Origin of the sequence: Streptomyces sp. NPDC001933 (assembly GCF_042890955.1) — a bacterium.
GTDB lineage: Bacteria > Actinomycetota > Actinomycetes > Streptomycetales > Streptomycetaceae > Streptomyces.
The window spans coordinates 76,652-93,035 of the sequence record NZ_JBIASS010000019.1; the positions used below are offsets into that span (position 1 = coordinate 76,652).

Consider the following 16,384-nt stretch of genomic DNA (forward strand, 5'->3'; position numbering starts at 1 on the left):
ATTGACGCATCTGTGTTGTAAATTCTGGTGTGGCCTCCTCCGCTGACGATACGAGCACCCGGACGCGTACCGCCCATGCCCATACCGACCCCCGGCTGCTCCGCGCCTTCGTCGTGGTGGCCGAGGAGCTGCACTTCACCCGCGCCGCCGCCCGGCTCTACATCGCCCAGCAGGCACTGAGCCGTGACATCCGCCGGCTGGAGCGCGAACTGGGCGCGGAACTGTTCGTACGGACCACCCGGCAGGTCGCCCTCACCGCCGACGGCGAGCGGCTGCTGCCGTACGCGCGACGGGTGCTGGACGCGCACGCCGACCTCGCCGCCGCCTTCGCCGACCCGGCGGCCCGGCCGCTCTTCGTCGACCTCAACACCGACGGCATGGCGGCCGCCCGGGTACTCGCCCGCGCCCGCGAACTGGCTCCGGAGTGCGAGCTCATGGCCCGGTTCGAGAGCGGCCTGACCTGGGCCGCGGACGAGATCCTCGCCGGGCGGCTCGATGTCTCCTTCGGCCGCGCCGCCGGTCTCGACCCCTCGGTACGAGCCCGGCTGGCCACACAGCCGGTGCGGTACGAGCCGATGGCCGTGCTGCTCCCCGACGACCACCCGCTCGCCGCGCGCGAGGCCGTCGCGCTCGACGACCTGGCCGGTGAGACCGTCTACGCGGGCGCCGGGAACCCGCGCACGAAGGAGTGGACGGACTTCGCCCGGCTGCTCTTCGCCGAGCGGGGCATCGAACTGGCGCCGCCCGCCCCGCTCGCCATAGGCGTGGCGGAGTTCCAGCGGGTCATGGCCAAGTCCCGGCACCCGGTGCTCGCCGTCGTCGACTTCCCCCCGGTGCCGGGCACCGTGGTGCGTCCGCTGGTCCGGCCGGTGCCGCTCTCGCCGCTCCTGCTGGTCTGGCGCAAGGGGCTGCGCCACCCGGGCCTCGACGCCCTGCGCGAGGCCGCGGCCCGGCTGGGCTCCGCGGAGGGCTGGCTGGTGCGCCCCGCCGACACCTGGCTTCCCGGGCCGGACGAGGCACTGATGCTGGAGCCCGGCTGAGCCGGCTCGTACGCGCTGCGTGCGCTGAACTGCTCGTACGTGCTGCGTGCGCTGAACTGCTCGTACGTGCTGCGTGCGCTGAACTGCTCGTACGTGCTGCGTGCGCTGAACTGCTCGTACGTGCTGCCTGCGGCTGACCTGCTCGTACGTGCTGCGTGCGGTTGAGCCCGCTCGTACGCGCTGTGTGCGGTATACCTTCGGCGGGCCGGGTACGGGTACGGCCGTTCGGTGCCGGGTGACGTAACCGGCGGGAAATACGGGTGAACCAGCCCTGTCACGCATCATTGGCAGGCTCGCCCCTCGGCATCATCGGGCAGCAGCGGGACGAGAGCCGGGAAGACCACATGCACGAGGACGAACAGCACGGCCCCCTCGCGGGCTTCACCGTCGGGGTCACCGCCGCACGGCGCGCGGAGGAGTTCGGCGCGCTGCTGGAACGCCGGGGCGCCGTGGTCCTGCACGCACCCGCCCTGCGGATCGTGCCGCTCGCCGACGACGGCGAACTGCTCGCCGCCACCCGCGCAATCGTCGACACCGCCCCCGACGTGGCCGTCGTCACCACCGCGGTCGGCTTCCGCGGCTGGATCGAGGCAGCAGGGGGCTGGGGCCTGGGCGAACGGCTGTCGGCGGCCCTGGGCGGCGCCGAACTGCTGGCCCGGGGCCCCAAGGTCAAGGGCGCCGTCCGGGCCGCCGGGCTGACCGAGACGTGGTCACCCGCCTCCGAGTCCATGGCCGAGGTACTGGACCGGCTCCTGGCCGAGGGCGTGGCGGGCCGCCGCATCGCCCTCCAGCTGCACGGCGAACCCCTTCCCGGCTTCATCGAGTCGCTGCGCGCCGCGGGCGCCGAGGTCCTCGCCGTACCCGTCTACCGCTGGACGGACCCCGAGGACATCGCCCCGCTCGACCGGCTGCTCGACACCACCCTCGCCCGCGGCCTGGACGCGCTCACCTTCACCAGCGCCCCGGCCGCCGCCTCCCTGCTCGGCCGGGCCGAGAAGCGCGGGCTGCTCCCGGAGCTCCTGAGCGCACTGCGCGAAGACGTCCTCGTGGCCTGCGTCGGACCGGTCACCGCCCAGCCCCTGCAGGCCAGGGGCATCGGCACCGTCCAGCCGGAACGCTTCCGGATCGCCCCGCTCGTCCAGCTGCTCTGCCAGGAACTCCCCGCCAGGGCCCCGGCGTTGCCGGTCGCCGGGCACCGGGTCGAGATCCGGGGCCATGCCGTGACCGTCGACGGGGAGCCGCGCCCGGTGCAGCCCGCCGGTATGGCCCTGCTGCACGCCCTGGCCCGCCGGCCGGGCTGGGTGGTGTCCCGCGCCGATCTGCTGCGCGCGCTGCCCGGCGGCGGCACCGACGAGCACGCGGTGGAGACGGCCATGGCGCGGCTGCGCACGGCACTGGGTGCGCCCCGGATCGTCCAGACGGTCGTCAAACGCGGCTACCGGCTGGCGCTGGACACGGCGGAGGGCGGCGAGGGCCGCCGCCGAGGCTGCTCCTGAGCCCGCCCCTGAGACCGCTGCCGCAGGTGCTCCGCTGTCAGTGCCGCTTGGTAGAACGGGGGCAGGCAGGAAAGACCGGCGGAAGGGGGCCCCGTGGGTACCTGGGGCAGCGGGAATTTCGACAGTGACACGGCGGCGGACCATCTGTCGGGCATCACCGGACGGCTCGTCTCGGAGATCGAGGAGGCGATGGCCGGTGACCCGGTCGGCCTGGAGCCCGACGAGTACGACGGCGTCGCCGTGCCGTGCAACGTCGAGCTGCTGTGCCTGATGGCGGAGCAGAACCACGTCGGCGCGAGCGTGCCGGAGCCGGTGGTGGCCGAGGGCTGGAAGAAGACGTTCATGGACGTGTGGGAGCGGACCATCGACGACCTGGAGCCCGAGCCGGAGTACAAGGAGGACAGACGAGCGGAGCTGATCCGCACCTTCGACCGGCTGATAGCCCTGGCAGAGCAGGCGCACACGGCGCAGTAAGGGGGCGCGAGGGGGGATCGCACCGGGATAGCGTGCCGGGATGACTCAGGACATCCACCGGCTCGACGCGGAGGTACGGCTCCGCCCCGCCGCCCCGGCCGACGCCGCCTCCCTCGCCGTCTCGCTGACCCGCAGCCGTGCGTACATGGAGCGCTGGGAGCCCGTACGGCCCGACTTCTTCTACACCGAGCAGGGTCAGTCGGAGCGGCTGGCCGCGATGTTCGCGGACCGCGACGCGGGGCGGGTGATGCCCTGGGTGCTCGCCGACGAGGAGGACCGCGCGATCGGCGCGTTCAACCTGAACGGCATCGTGCTCGGGCCGCTGCGCAGCGGGACGCTCGGGTACTGGGTCGACGTCGAGTACGCGGGCCGCGGTCTCGCCACGGCCGCCGTGGAGCGGATCTGCGAGCTGGCCAGGGACGAGCTGCACCTGCACCGGGTGGAGGCGGGGACGGTACTGGACAACTTCGCCTCGCAGCGGGTGCTCGCCAAGTGCGGCTTCGAGCAGTTCGGGATGGCCCCGCGCTACCTCCACATCAACGGCGAATGGCGTGACCACTGCCTGTTCCAGCGGATCCTGCACGACGGTCCGCCCACGGGCTGACCAGCTGCACGCTTCCGGTACGCAGCCGCGTGTGCCGGTGCCCGTCCACTGGCCAGGGCGGCCGCGCCGGAAGTACCTCCACGAAGCCGTACCCGCTCTTCTCCGCGACCCGGCAGGACGCCTCGTTGTCCAGTCGGTGCATCAGGTCCAGGCGCGTCAGTCCGTCCCCGGCGAACGCCTCGAACGCCCAGTCGCCGAGCGCCCCGAGCGCCAGTGGCGCGATCCCTCGGCCGCGTGCGGGCGCCGCCGTCCAGTAGCCGACCTCCGCGCTGCCGGTGCCCGGTGCGGGGTACTTGAGCGCCACATTTCCGACCAGTTCGCCGTCGCGATCGCGGTCCACCACCGCGAAGCTGAAGTAGCTGCCGGACTCCCAGCCCTCCTGCCGCACCCGCAGCCACTGCTCCGCCTCCGCCTCGTCCGTGACCTGGGAACGCAGCATGGCGCGCATCGCGGGATCGCGGTACGCCTCGATCAGTGCCGGGAGGTCCGCGGCCAGCCAGGGCCTGAGCAGGAGCGGGCCGGCCGAGAGGGTGTCGGTGGTGGCGTGATCGTCGTCCATCCGGCAACCGTACGGCCCATGTCCCCGGACACCGCGCGGCAGCAGGGGTTCCGGGCTCGCCCCGCGAGGAGCACTCTGGGGGAGACCCCACCGGTGACCCCGAGGCGGTGACATGCGCATGGCGGCCAAGAGCTCGTGCGACTGGCGGTTCGACTCCGGTCGGCCCTGCCTCGACCTCGTGGCGACCGGGGTCGGAACCACCGGCGCGTGCGAACTGCTCGACTGCGCCGAGCGGTTGGCCGACTGGCTGCTCGCCGCCGGACTCGTACCGGACGGCACGTGCCTCGACGCCGTGGACGAGAGCTGGGTGGTGCGTTTCCGGCAGCTGCGGACCGGCGTCGAACGGCTGCTGACCGCCGAGTTGGGCGGCCGTGGCGCCGGGGGCGCCCTGGACCGGGTCAACGCGCTCGCTGCCGAGGCGCCACCGGGTCTGCGGGCCGTGCGCGGCAGGAGCGGCAAGCTGGTACGGACACTGAGCGCCGATCCCGAGTGCGGGGCGCTGCTGGCCGCCGTGGCCCGTGACGCCGTCGAACTCCTCACCGACCCCGTGGCCCGCGCCGGACTGCGCCGCTGCGAGGCGGACAACTGCCGCCGCCTCTACCTGGACACCTCACGCGGCCGGCGGCGCCGCTGGTGCTCCGGCGAGGTCTGCGGGAACCGTGAGCGGGTGGCCCGGCACCGGCGTCGGGTGGCGGCCGTGGCGGTGCCGGACGCGGCGGTCCCGTAAGGAAACCCGAGCCAGGTTTGAACGGATCGCGGTCCGCCCCCGTATTCGATGACCTAGGAGCTCCACAGGGTCTCGACCGGGAGGTTCGGGTGCGCAAGGATGCGGCCGTGGCCGATGATCGTCCGCACAGGGCTCGGCACCGCGACGGGCAGACACAGCCGCCACCACCCCAGCCTTCCGCGCCCGAGCCTCCGCCCTCGTCACCTTCCGCCGTCCCGGACGAGGAGCTGATGCGGGCGCTCTACCGGGAGCATGCCGGGCCCCTGTTCGCCTACGTGCTCCGGCTGGTCGCCGGTGACCGGCAGCGCGCCGAGGACGTGGTGCAGGAGACGCTCATCCGCGCCTGGAAGAACGCCGGACGGCTGGGCAGCGCCACCGGATCGGTCCGGCCCTGGCTGGTGACGGTCGCCCGGCGCATCGTCATCGACGGCCACCGCAGCCGGCAGGCCCGGCCGCCCGAGGTCGATCCGTCGCCGCTGGAGGCCGTTCCGGCGGAGGACGAGATGGAGAAGGCGCTGTGGCTGATGACACTGTCCGAGGCGCTCGACGATCTGACCGCCGCGCACCGGGAAGCCCTGATCGAGACCTACTTCAAGGGCCGCACGGTCGGCGAGGCGGCCGAGGTGCTGGGCGTTCCGAGCGGGACGGTACGGTCGCGGGTCTTCTACGCACTGCGCTCGATGAAGCTCGCGCTGGAGGAGAGGGGGATCACGGCATGAACGACGACCACGAGTGGGAGCCCTTCGGACCCGGTCCGGCCGGGCCCTGCGGCCGCCCCGGCCCCGTTGGTCACGCGGCCGACGCCGCCGGGCACGACGCCGCCGGCGCGTACCTCCTCGGTGTTCTCGACGACGCCGAGGCGTCCGCCTTCGAGGCGCACCTCGCCGACTGCGACCTGTGCGCCGCCCGGCTCGACGAGCTCGCAGCCCTGGGGCCCGTGCTCGCGAGGGTCTCCGTGTCCCCGGGCGCCCCCGCCGCCCGCTACGTACCGGGGCAGCCCGGCCCCCGCGTGCTGGAGCGGCTGCTCGACGAGGTGAGCGCCGGGCGGGCCCGGCGCAGGCGCCGCTCCATCTGGCTGGTGGCGGCGGCGGTGGCACTGATCATCGGCGGCCCGGTGGCCGTGGTCCTGGCGAGCGGCGACGACGGCCCGACGACACGGGCGGCCGAACCGTACCCCACCAGCCCCACCAGTCCCACCAGCCCCGCCGGAGACTCCGTGGACTCCGGGGACGCCTCCGTCGGCCGCATGCCGGAGAAGGTGCGGGCCACCGACCCCGTCACCCGGGTCGACGCCACGATCGGCATGGCGAGGAAGCCCTGGGGCACCAGCACCGTGCTGGAGCTCAGGAACGTCAAGGGCCCGCAGAAATGCCGGCTGATCGCGGTGTCGAAGACCGGTGAGGAGGAGGTCGTCTCCTCCTGGTCCGTGCCGGAGTGGGGATACGGCATCGAGGGCTCCACGTACCCGGGAGCGCGATACCCGCTCCAGGTCTCCGGCGGCGCCGCCATGGGCCGGGGCGACATCGACCATTTCGAGGTGCGTACGTTCGACGGCAGGCGGCTGGTCGAGGTCGATGCCTGACCGAGATCCCGGGCAGACCATTTCGAGACGCGCGGCAGGTGCGCGGCGGGTCCCCCTTCGCATAAGGTTGACGGCTGCCCAATGCACGTCAGAAGGGGGCCTCGGTGGCCGCGCAGGATGCCGCTGTCGATTCGTTGCGGGACCGGGAAATCGGTGTCGAGCAGGAACATCTCGACCGTGTGTACCACCGCCTTGAGGAGAAGATCCACGAGGCGGAATTTCTCATGAATGACGCCGTCAAGCGCGGCCAGGTCGGTACGCCTGGGGCGCTCGCCGAGCGCGACGCCCAGGTGTTCCGGGCCGGAATCCACCTGAACCGGCTGAACAGCGAGTTCGAGGACTTCCTCTTCGGCAGGATCGACCTGCTGCTCGGCAAGGACGGCGTACGCGGTCCGGACGGCGCGTACACCTCCGTCGAACCGGCCGAGGACGCGGTACGCGACGACCTGTCGGCCGATATCGCGGAGACGCTGCACATCGGCCGGATCGGGGTCCTCGACTCCGACTACGCGCCGCTGGTCATCGACTGGCGCGCGCCGGCCGCCGCACCGTTCTACCGGTCGACGCCGAAGGAACCCGGCAGGGTCGTACGCCGCCGGGTCATCCGCTCCAAGGGCCGCAAGGTCCTCGGGGTCGAGGACGACCTGATGCGCCCCGAGCTGACCGCGCACCTGGACGGCGACAAGCTGCCCGTCATCGGCGACGGCGCCCTGATGGCGGCGCTCGGCCAGGCCCGCAGCCACACCATGCGCGACATCGTCTCCTCCATCCAGGCCGAACAGGACCTGGTGATCCGGGCCCCCGCCGCCTCGGTCACCGAGGTCTCCGGCGGCCCCGGCACCGGCAAGACGGCCGTCGCCCTGCACCGCGCCGCGTACCTCCTCTACCAGGACCGGCGGCGTTACGCGGGCGGCATCCTCGTCGTCTCGCCGACCCCGCTCCTGGTCGCGTACACCGAGGGCGTGCTGCCCTCGCTGGGCGAGGAGGGGCAGGTCGCGATCCGCGCCGTCGGCTCGCTCTCCGACGAGGCGGCCGGCGTCGAGGGCGCCACCACCTACGACGAACCCGCCGTCGCCCGGATCAAGGGCTCCTCCCGGATGCTCCAGGTGCTGCGCAGGGCGTCCCGGGGCGCGCTGGAACAGCCCGGCACCTCCCGCAAGGCGGCGGCGGACCGGGACGGCCAGCTGTCCTTCGGCGACGAAGGGGCGGACGCGACCCCCGCCACCCCCACCCGGCTGCGGGTCGTCGCGTTCGGCGCCCGCGTCGAGCTGAACGCCGACGAGCTCCACCGCATCCGGCAGTCCGTCCTCGGCGGCACCGCACCGGTCAACCTGCTGCGCCCGCGCGCCCGCAGACTGCTGCTGGACGCCCTGTGGAACAAGTCCTCGGGCCGGGGCCGCTACACCGACCCCGAGCTCGCTGCCGAACTGCGCTCCTCCTTCGACGAGGACGTCTCCACCGAGACGGACTTCCTCGACTTCCTGAACGCCTGGTGGCCCGAGCTCACCCCGCGCGGGGTGCTCGCGGCGATGGCCGACGAGAAGCGGCTCGGCCGCTGGGCCCGCCGGGTGCTCAACCAGGGCGAGGTGCGCCGTTTTGTGCGCTCCCTGAAGCGGCTCGACAGCGCGGGGAACGGGCCGCTGTCGGTGCACGACGTGGCCATCCTCGACGAGCTCCAGACGCTTCTGGGCACCCCGCACCGGCCGAAGAAGAAGCGCGAACTCGACCCGCTGGACCAGCTCTCCGGTCTGGAGGAGCTGATGCCGCAGCGCGAGGAGACGCAGCGCGAGCGCGCCGAGCGGCTGGCGGCGGAGCGTACGGAGTACGCGCACGTCATCGTCGACGAGGCGCAGGACCTGACGCCCATGCAGTGGCGGATGGTCGGCCGTCGCGGCAGGCACGCCACCTGGACGATCGTCGGGGACCCGGCGCAGTCCTCCTGGTCCGACCCGGACGAGGCCGCCCGCGCGCGCGACGAGGCGCTCGGCAACCGGCCGCGCCGCCGTTTCACCCTCACGGTCAACTACCGCAACCCGGCGGAGATCGCCGAGCTGGCCTCGAAGGTCCTGGCGCTGGCGATGCCCGGGATGGAGTCCCCGTCCGCGGTCCGCTCCACCGGAGTGAAGCCGCGCTTCGAGACGGTACGCGACGGCGACCTGGCCGCCTCGGTGCGCGAGGAGGCGCGGCGGCTGCTCGGCGAGGTCGACGGCACGGTGGGCGTGGTCGTCGCGATGAACCGCCGGGCCCAGGCCCGCGCCTGGCTCGCCGAGCTCGGCGAGCGGGTGGTGGCGCTGGGCAGCCTGGAGGCGAAGGGACTGGAGTACGACGCCACGGTGGTCGTCTCGCCCGCGGAGATCGCGGACGAGTCCCCGGCGGGCCTGCGGGTGCTGTACGTGGCGCTGACGCGTGCGACACAGCAGCTCACGGTGGTCTCGGGGGAGCGGGACCTGCCCGACGAGGACGGCGTCCCGGACCTGCTGAGGGACTGATCGCCTGTTTTCCGGGTCAACCTGTGCCGCGGGGAATCACTTCTTCGGGGTCTTTGTTAGCCTGGTGTCGGCACCGGCTCGATCCAAGCCCCCGGGCCCAACCTTCGTCGCTACGAGCGACCACTTGCCGCGAGGCGAGCATGGCGGGTCGGTGCCGCTTGACCCGTACGACAGACCCGCGTCACCTCTTGGTGGCGCGGGTCTGTTCGTGTTTCCGGGCTTGCACCGCAGTTCCGGGGCTTCCGCCGGAGATTTGGGGCTTCCGCTGGAGCCCTCATATCTCGTATGGTGGAAATTACTTTCCGAAGAGTGGCAGTCATTACCGGCTACCGGCTAGTAGGTGCGACGATCGGGAAGCGTGTCCGAGGCGAGCGCCCCGGCCGCGCGGCAAAGAAGCTAGGGAAAGCGAAGGACTCGGCCATGGCAACGGCGCCCAGCGTCTCGTACTCGATGACGGTCAGGCTGGAGGTGCCCGCGAGCGGCACAGCGGTCTCTCAGCTCACCACGGCCGTGGAGTCCTCCGGCGGTTCGGTCACCGGCCTCGACGTGACCGCTTCCGGTCACGAGAAGCTCCGGATCGACGTCACCATCGCGGCCACCTCCACCTCGCACGCCGACGAGATCGTCGAGGGCCTGCGCGGCATCGAGGGCGTCGTCCTCGGCAAGGTCTCCGACCGTACGTTCCTGATGCACCTCGGCGGCAAGATCGAGATGGCGTCCAAGCACCCCATCCGCAACCGTGACGACCTCTCGATGATCTACACCCCGGGCGTGGCCCGGGTCTGCATGGCGATCGCCGAGAACCCCGAGGACGCCCGCCGCCTCACCATCAAGCGCAACACCGTTGCGGTCGTGACGGACGGCTCCGCCGTGCTCGGCCTCGGCAACATCGGCCCGATGGCCGCCATGCCGGTCATGGAGGGCAAGGCGGCCCTCTTCAAGCGGTTCGCCGACATCGACGCCTGGCCGATCTGCCTGGACACCCAGGACACCGACGCCATCGTCGAGATCGTCAAGGCGATCGCCCCCGGCTTCGCGGGCATCAACCTGGAGGACATCTCCGCACCCCGCTGCTTCGAGATCGAGGCACGGCTGCGCGAGGCCCTGGACATCCCGGTCTTCCACGACGACCAGCACGGCACCGCGATCGTCGTGCTGGCCGCGCTGACCAACGCACTTCGCGTGGTGGGCAAGGGAATCGGGGACGTACGGGTCGTCATGTCCGGCGCCGGAGCGGCCGGTACGGCCATCCTGAAGCTCCTCATCGCCGCGGGCGTCAAGCACGCCGTCGTCGCCGACATCCACGGCGTGGTGCACGCCGGCCGCGAGGACCTCGTCTCCGCCGACGCCGACTCGCCGCTGCGCTGGATCGCCGACAACACCAACCCGGAGTCCGTCACCGGCACCCTCAAGCAGGCCGTCGTGGACGCCGACGTCTTCATCGGCGTCTCCGCCCCGAACGTGCTGGACGGCGACGACGTCGCGGCCATGGCCGAGGGCGCGATCGTGTTCGCGCTCGCGAACCCGGACCCCGAGGTGGAGCCGGCAATCGCTCGCCAGACGGCAGCAGTTGTCGCCACCGGCCGCTCCGACTTCCCGAACCAGATCAACAACGTGCTGGTCTTCCCGGGTGTCTTCCGCGGTCTGCTGGACGCCCAGTCCCGCACCGTCAACACGGAGATGATGCTTGCCGCGGCGGGTGCCCTCGCCGACGTGGTCGCCGAGGACGAACTGAACGCGAACTACATCATCCCGTCGGTCTTCAACGACCGGGTCGCGGGCGCGGTCGCCGGCGCCGTCCGGGAGGCCGCGAAGGCCGCCGCCGGGGTGGCCCCGGGCAACCTCGTCTGACCCGGATCCGCCCGCACGCCCCGGCGCGACCCCTGCCGTCGCCGTGCGCGCCCGCGGCGCCCCACGCAGGTCCGGCCCACGTCGGCCCGGCCTACGGCGCGTCGCGGGTCGCGACGCCCCAAACGCCCCTTTAGGGTGGGCGGGCGGCGCGTCCCGCCCGCCAGGGATTACGGGGCAGCCCTGAGCCCCGCGTCCACTGCGGAACGCTTTCGGGGAGTCGACGGAACGTCACCACGAGGAGGCGGTGGCGCTTTTCGTGTGACTCCGGAGGGTGCCGGATTGGCGTTACCGCCGCAGGTGGGGGCAGGATGCGTAATCGGGCGCGAGGGTCTGACGACAGACCCGGGTCCGGGGACTGTCCGAGGGCCCTGGCAGCATCGGCTTCGATCTCACGCCTCACAGGCAAGAAGAACACGGGAGTAACAACATGAACCGCAGTGAGCTGGTGGCCGCCCTGGCCGACCGCGCCGAGGTGACTCGCAAGGACGCCGACGCCGTGCTGGCCGCCCTCGCCGAGACCGTCGGTGAGATCGTCGCCAAGGGCGACGAGAAGGTCACCATCCCCGGCTTCCTGACCTTCGAGCGCACCCACCGTGCCGCTCGCACCGCTCGTAACCCGCAGACCGGCGACCCGATCAACATCCCGGCCGGCTACAGCGTGAAGGTCTCCGCGGGCTCCAAGCTCAAGGAAGCCGCCAAGGGCAAGTAAGCCCCACAGGCGCGACGAAGGGCGGTCACCCCACCAGGGTGACCGCCCTTCGGTGTACCGGCCCGAGAGGCCCCGTTCTGTGCCTCTGAGGCCCGGTATCGAGGCCCCGGGGGCCCGGTCGACGGGGAACAGAGGCCCGGAAACGGGCAACGGGGGCCCGGGGCAGTGCCCCGAACCCCCGTCAGCAGCCGTCCGGCGCCCGGTCTCAGACCAGCGCCCCGCCCGGCAGCTCGACCTTCGCGCCCAGCTTCTCCAGCTTGTCCATGAAGTTCTCGTAGCCGCGGTTGATCAGGTCGATGCCGTGCACCCGCGACGTGCCCTGCGCCGCCAGCGCGGCGATCAGATACGAGAAACCGCCGCGCAGGTCCGGGATGACCAGGTCCGCGCCCTGCAGCCGGGTCGGCCCGGACACGACCGCCGAGTGCAGGAAGTTGCGCTGGCCGAAGCGGCAGTCGGAGCCGCCCAGGCACTCGCGGTAGAGCTGGATGTGCGCGCCCATCTGGTTGAGCGCGGAGGTGAAGCCGAGCCGCGACTCGTACACCGTCTCGTGGACGATGGACAGGCCCGTGGCCTGCGTCAGGGCCACCACCAGCGGCTGCTGCCAGTCGGTCTGGAAACCGGGGTGCACGTCCGTCTCCAGGGCGATGGCGTTCAGCGCGCCGCCCGGGTGCCAGAAGCGGATGCCCTCGTCGTCGATCTCGAAGGCGCCGCCGACCCGGCGGAAGGTGTTGAGGAACGTCATCATCGAGCGCTGCTGTGCGCCCCGTACGTAGATGTTGCCCTCGGTGGCCAGCGCTGCGGACGCCCAGGAGGCCGCCTCCAGGCGGTCCGGGATGGCCCGGTGGGTATAACCGTCCAGCCGGTCGACACCGGTGATCCGGATCGTCCGGTCGGTGTCCATCGAGATGATCGCGCCCATCTTCTGCAGTACGCAGATGAGGTCCTCGATCTCCGGCTCCACGGCCGCGTTGGACAGTTCGGTGACGCCCTCGGCGAGCACCGCCGTCAGCAGCACCTGCTCGGTGGAACCAACCGACGGGTACGGCAGCCGGATCTTCGTGCCGCGCAGCCGCTGCGGGGCCTCCAGGTATTGCCCGTCCGCCCGCTTCTCGATGGTCGCGCCGAACTGCCGCAGCACGTCGAAGTGGAAGTCGATCGGCCGGCCGCCGATGTCGCAGCCGCCGAGGCCCGGGATGAACGCGTGGCCGAGCCGGTGCAGCAGCGGGCCGCAGAACAGGATCGGAATGCGCGAGGAGCCCGCGTGGGCGTCGATGTCGGCGACGTTGGCGCTCTCCACATGGGTCGGGTCCAGGATCAGCTCACCCGGTTCGTCACCGGGCCGGACCGTCACCCCGTGCAGCTGGAGCAGCCCCCGGACCACCCGCACGTCGCGGATGTCGGGCACGTTGCGCAGCCGGCTGGGCCCGCTGCCGAGCAGCGCGGCGACCATCGCCTTCGGCACCAGGTTCTTGGCGCCTCTGACGCGGATCTCGCCCTCCAGCGGGGTTCCGCCGTGGACAAGCAGGACATCGTCTGTGCCGGTCATGAATCTCGCGTTCCGGAGTGGTCGGGCAGGGGGCCAAACGAAAGAGTAATGGCCGACTACCCCCATTCCGTAAGAGAACCGGGGGTGTACGAACGTCATGAATCCGCCACAACACGCTCTGCTCCCCGGGTCTTGCGGAGGGTTACCGTCCGCAAGGCCCTCCGGATCGCGCGCTCCCCATGCATCCGTGCGCCCTGAGCTGCGCTCCGGCCCGGCCGGTGACCGGGCCGCCCGCTTGGCCCCCGCGGCGGGCGAAGATGCGGGATCATTTCTGCCATGACGGAGGTGTCCTCGCTCACAGGGCGACTGCTCGTGGCCACACCCGCGCTCGCGGACCCGAATTTCGACCGTGCGGTGGTGCTCCTCCTCGACCACGACGAGGAGGGCTCACTCGGCGTGGTCCTGAACCGCCCGACCCCGGTCGGCGTCGGCGACATCCTCACGCCCTGGGCCGGCCTGACCGGCGAGCCGGACGTCGTCTTCCAGGGCGGCCCGGTCTCGCTCGACTCGGCGCTCGGCGTGGCCGTGATCCCCGGCGACGAGGGCCCGCTCGGCTGGCGCCGGGTGTACGGGGCGATCGGGCTGGTGGACCTGGAGGCGCCCCCGGAGCTGCTGGCCGCGGCGCTCGGCTCGCTGCGGATCTTCGCCGGGTACGCGGGCTGGGGCCCCGGACAGCTGGAGACCGAACTGACCGAGGGTGCCTGGTACGTGGTCGAGTCCGAACCCGGGGACGTCTCCTCCCCGCGCCCGGAGCACCTCTGGCGCGCGGTCCTGCGCCGCCAGCGCAGCGAACTGGCGATGATCGCCACGTATCCGGACGACCCTTCGCTGAACTGAAGCTCCGGGCGGTCGGTACCCTTGGCGGTTATGAGCACTCTCGAGCCCGAGCGCGGGGCAGGTACCGGAACCCTCGTGGAACCGACGCCGCAGGTGTCGAACGGCGACGGCGACCACGAGCGCTACGCCCATTACGTCCAGAAGGACAAGATCATGGCGAGTGCCCTGGAGGGCACCCCCGTGGTCGCACTGTGCGGGAAGGTCTGGGTGCCGGGGCGCGATCCCAAGAAGTACCCGGTCTGTCCGATGTGCAAGGAGATCTACGAGTCCATGGGCGCCGGTGGCGACAAGGACAAGGGCAAGGGCGGCAAGGACAAGAAGTAGCGAGAAGCGGGCCGGAGCCGTCCGGCGACCTCCGCTTCGGGCCCCCGGGGCACGCGTACGACGCGTGCCCCGGGGGCCCTTCGCGTTGTACGGACGCGTGCCCCGAGGGTCCGTCGCGTTGCACGAACCCGCGTCCCGGGGCCTTCGCGTTGCACGGACTGCTTCGCCGGGTCACAGAGTGGTAGAGACCACTTGTCGGCGTCTGCGTACGCACCTACTCTCCTGCCAGTTGTGCAGTACGAAACGCTCGTTGCGTATGCTGCAACGCGGACCGGTAGGGGTTGTGAGCTGCTGTCGATTTGGGTGGCTGGAGTGAGTTGTGGTGGGCGGGAGTGGGTCCGGTCGGTGATTTCGTGGGGTGGGAACGGTAGTTCTGGTGCCGAATGGGTGACCTTGGCGGCCGGTGCTCGTTGGGCTGGGTGGTGGTGTCCGGTCTCGTGGGGAGGGGGTGTTGTGGTGGGTGGTGTGCGGGAGTTGGCGGCGCCGTTCGTGGTGTCAGGGCCGTGCGGGGTGGCGGTCCGGGACCGTCTCAAGCACCTCACGCCCCAGGACGAGAAGGTTCTGCGTCTGGTCGGTGAGTATCAGGGGCGTCTGGCTTCGCGTGATCTGAAGGCCCGTTGTGCGGATGGTCTGGAGCACGGCGCGGAGTCCTGGGCGTCGCGGAAGCGGGGACTGACCGGGGTGTCGTCGTCGCGGATCGCGGGTGCGATCACCAAGGCCACACACGACCAGTGGGCACTCGCGCGCCGTTGCCAGGCCGCATACATCCAGACACTCGAAGCCGGGATCAGGACGCTGCGGCACCGCCTGTCCCTCCCCATCGGCGCGCCCGGGACGAAGCGCGCCCCGGGCGGTTACCGCTCCCGGGGCGAGTGGTTCCACAAGTCCCGCCGCCTCAAAGCCCTGGAAGCACGCCACACCGCGGCGGTCCGTGACCGGCAGGCCGGACGCGTTCGGGTCGTGCGGGGCGGCAAGCGTCTCCTGAACACCCGCCACCACCTCGCCCAGGCCCATCTCACCGAGGAGCAGTGGCGGCAGTGGTGGGAGGCGGAACGCTGGTTCATCGCCGCGGACGGTGAGTCGGGGAAGCGGTTCGGGAACGAGACGATCCGCGTCACCGACACCGGCGAAGTGTCGATCAAGCTTCCCGCCCCGCTGGCCCACCTGGCCAATGCCAAGCACGGCCGGTACACCCTCACCGCACGTGTCAGCTTCGCGCACCGTGGCGTGGAGTGGGCCGACCGGATCGCCGCGAACCGGGCCGTCGCCTACCGCATCCATCTCGACACCGACCGCGTCCGCTGGTACCTCACCGCGTCCTGGCAACGCCCCGCTGTCCAGATGATCCCATTGCAGGCCGCCCGCGCCCGGGGCATGATCGGTGTCGACACCAACGCCGACCACTTCGCCGCCTACCACCTCGACCCCCACGGCAACCCGGTCGGCGAACCCCGGCGGTTCTTCTACGACCTGTCCGGCACCACCGGACACCGCGACGCCCAGATCCGCCACGCCCTGACCCGGCTCCTGCACTGGGCCAGGCAGACCGGTGCGGGTGCGATCGCGATCGAGGACCTCGACTTCACCGCCGAGAAGACCCGGGAGAAACACGGCCGCCGCAAACGGTTCCGGCAGCTGATCTCCGGCATCCCGACCGGGAAACTCAGGGCCCGGCTGGTCTCCATGGCCACCGAACAGGGCCTGAGCATTGTCGCGGTCGATCCCGCCTACACCTCCGTGTGGGGTGCCCAGCACTGGCAGAAGCCACTGGCCACCCCGCGCCGCAGACTGTCCCGTCACGATGCCGCAGGCATCGCGATCGGACGACGCGCCCTCGGACACCCGATCCGGCGTCGGACGGCACCGCCCCCACACGACCGGAGTGATCGTGCGGGGCATCGGACCGCCCAGGCCCGACCAGGTGCACGGGGGCGTGAGGGAACCCGCCCACCCGTCACGGACCACGCCCCCGGAGGCGTGCCGCCGAGCGGGACGAGAAAGCGGGGACCCAGCGCATCCAACACCGTTCGGGATGCGCCCAGCACGCATGAGTGGGTCCGGGACCCACTCATGCACACTGGCCTAGGAACGGTTCCCGGATGAAGCTGTCTGCCCGAATTGCCGTCTCGGCCGCGGCCCTTGTGCT

At 71.7% G+C, this 16,384-nt stretch carries 16 protein-coding genes; 14 read left to right on the forward strand and 2 right to left on the reverse strand.

The genetic code is table 11. The annotated features are described in order from the left end of the window. The first annotated feature begins 29 nt into the window (after positions 1-29). The 5 genes from ACFYY7_RS34635 to ACFYY7_RS34655 all read left to right on the forward strand — a co-directional run bounded on the left by ACFYY7_RS34635 (position 30) and on the right by ACFYY7_RS34655 (position 3,614). Positions 30-1,040 (forward strand): LysR family transcriptional regulator, encoded by a 1,011-nt coding sequence (locus ACFYY7_RS34635; RefSeq protein ID WP_388667795.1) that lies wholly within the window; start codon positions 30-32, stop codon positions 1,038-1,040. Positions 1,041-1,079: 39 nt separating this feature from the next. After that, positions 1,080-1,205, forward strand: coding sequence for a hypothetical protein (locus tag ACFYY7_RS34640; RefSeq protein WP_388667796.1), 126 nt, complete (start codon positions 1,080-1,082; stop codon positions 1,203-1,205). A 179-nt stretch (positions 1,206-1,384) separates the two neighbouring features. After that, positions 1,385-2,536 carry a uroporphyrinogen-III synthase gene (locus ACFYY7_RS34645; protein ID WP_388667884.1) on the forward strand — a complete coding sequence of 384 codons (1,152 nt, stop codon included), beginning with the start codon at positions 1,385-1,387 and terminating at the stop codon, positions 2,534-2,536. A 93-nt stretch (positions 2,537-2,629) separates the two neighbouring features. Next, positions 2,630-3,010 (forward strand): DUF4259 domain-containing protein, encoded by a 381-nt coding sequence (locus ACFYY7_RS34650; protein ID WP_388667797.1) that lies wholly within the window; start codon positions 2,630-2,632, stop codon positions 3,008-3,010. Positions 3,011-3,050: 40 nt separating this feature from the next. Next, positions 3,051-3,614, forward strand: coding sequence for a GNAT family N-acetyltransferase (locus ACFYY7_RS34655; protein WP_376307063.1), 564 nt, complete (start codon positions 3,051-3,053; stop codon positions 3,612-3,614). Here ACFYY7_RS34655 and ACFYY7_RS34660 read toward each other — a convergent pair. Next, positions 3,547-4,173, reverse strand: a complete 627-nt coding sequence (locus ACFYY7_RS34660) for a GNAT family N-acetyltransferase (protein WP_388667798.1) — start codon at positions 4,171-4,173, stop codon at positions 3,547-3,549. The two genes, ACFYY7_RS34655 and ACFYY7_RS34660, sit on opposite strands and share 68 nt — an antisense overlap. A gap of 118 nt (positions 4,174-4,291) precedes the next feature. Between ACFYY7_RS34660 and ACFYY7_RS34665 the strand changes: the two genes are divergently transcribed. The 6 genes from ACFYY7_RS34665 to ACFYY7_RS34690 all read left to right on the forward strand — a co-directional run bounded on the left by ACFYY7_RS34665 (position 4,292) and on the right by ACFYY7_RS34690 (position 11,531). Further along, a complete protein-coding gene (locus ACFYY7_RS34665) occupies positions 4,292-4,900 on the forward strand; it encodes a CGNR zinc finger domain-containing protein (protein ID WP_388667799.1) in 609 nt (202 codons plus the stop codon). 89 nt (positions 4,901-4,989) lie between these two features. Continuing rightward, positions 4,990-5,619, forward strand: a complete 630-nt coding sequence (locus ACFYY7_RS34670; protein ID WP_388667800.1) for a sigma-70 family RNA polymerase sigma factor — start codon at positions 4,990-4,992, stop codon at positions 5,617-5,619. Then, positions 5,616-6,482 carry an anti-sigma factor family protein gene (locus ACFYY7_RS34675; RefSeq protein ID WP_388667801.1) on the forward strand — a complete coding sequence of 289 codons (867 nt, stop codon included), beginning with the start codon at positions 5,616-5,618 and terminating at the stop codon, positions 6,480-6,482. Before ACFYY7_RS34670 ends, ACFYY7_RS34675 begins: the two co-directional genes overlap by 4 nt. 104 nt (positions 6,483-6,586) lie before the next feature. Next, positions 6,587-8,971: a HelD family protein gene (locus tag ACFYY7_RS34680; protein WP_388667802.1), complete on the forward strand. Its 2,385-nt coding sequence runs from the start codon at positions 6,587-6,589 to the stop codon at positions 8,969-8,971. A gap of 420 nt (positions 8,972-9,391) precedes the next feature. Further along, on the forward strand, positions 9,392-10,822 hold the full coding sequence (locus ACFYY7_RS34685) for an NAD-dependent malic enzyme (RefSeq protein ID WP_388667803.1): 1,431 nt from the start codon (positions 9,392-9,394) through the stop codon (positions 10,820-10,822). 427 nt (positions 10,823-11,249) lie between these two features. After that, positions 11,250-11,531 carry an HU family DNA-binding protein gene (locus tag ACFYY7_RS34690; RefSeq protein ID WP_003968811.1) on the forward strand — a complete coding sequence of 94 codons (282 nt, stop codon included), beginning with the start codon at positions 11,250-11,252 and terminating at the stop codon, positions 11,529-11,531. 205 nt (positions 11,532-11,736) lie between these two features. Here the strand turns inward: ACFYY7_RS34690 and murA are convergent, their stop codons facing one another. Next, positions 11,737-13,077, reverse strand: coding sequence for a UDP-N-acetylglucosamine 1-carboxyvinyltransferase (gene murA, locus ACFYY7_RS34695; protein ID WP_124723249.1), 1,341 nt, complete (start codon positions 13,075-13,077; stop codon positions 11,737-11,739). A gap of 276 nt (positions 13,078-13,353) precedes the next feature. On the opposite strand from murA, the gene ACFYY7_RS34700 reads away from it, so the two are divergent. From ACFYY7_RS34700 to ACFYY7_RS34710, 3 genes are all read left to right on the forward strand, one after another. Next, a complete protein-coding gene (locus ACFYY7_RS34700; protein ID WP_326765863.1) occupies positions 13,354-13,914 on the forward strand; it encodes a YqgE/AlgH family protein in 561 nt (186 codons plus the stop codon). Positions 13,915-13,944: 30 nt separating this feature from the next. Further along, complete coding sequence (locus ACFYY7_RS34705; protein ID WP_072484142.1) at positions 13,945-14,238, forward strand: DUF3039 domain-containing protein; 294 nt, start codon at positions 13,945-13,947, stop codon at positions 14,236-14,238. 456 nt (positions 14,239-14,694) lie between these two features. Then, a complete protein-coding gene (locus tag ACFYY7_RS34710) occupies positions 14,695-16,341 on the forward strand; it encodes an IS200/IS605 family accessory protein TnpB-related protein (RefSeq protein WP_388667885.1) in 1,647 nt (548 codons plus the stop codon). Positions 16,342-16,384 lie beyond the last annotated feature (43 nt).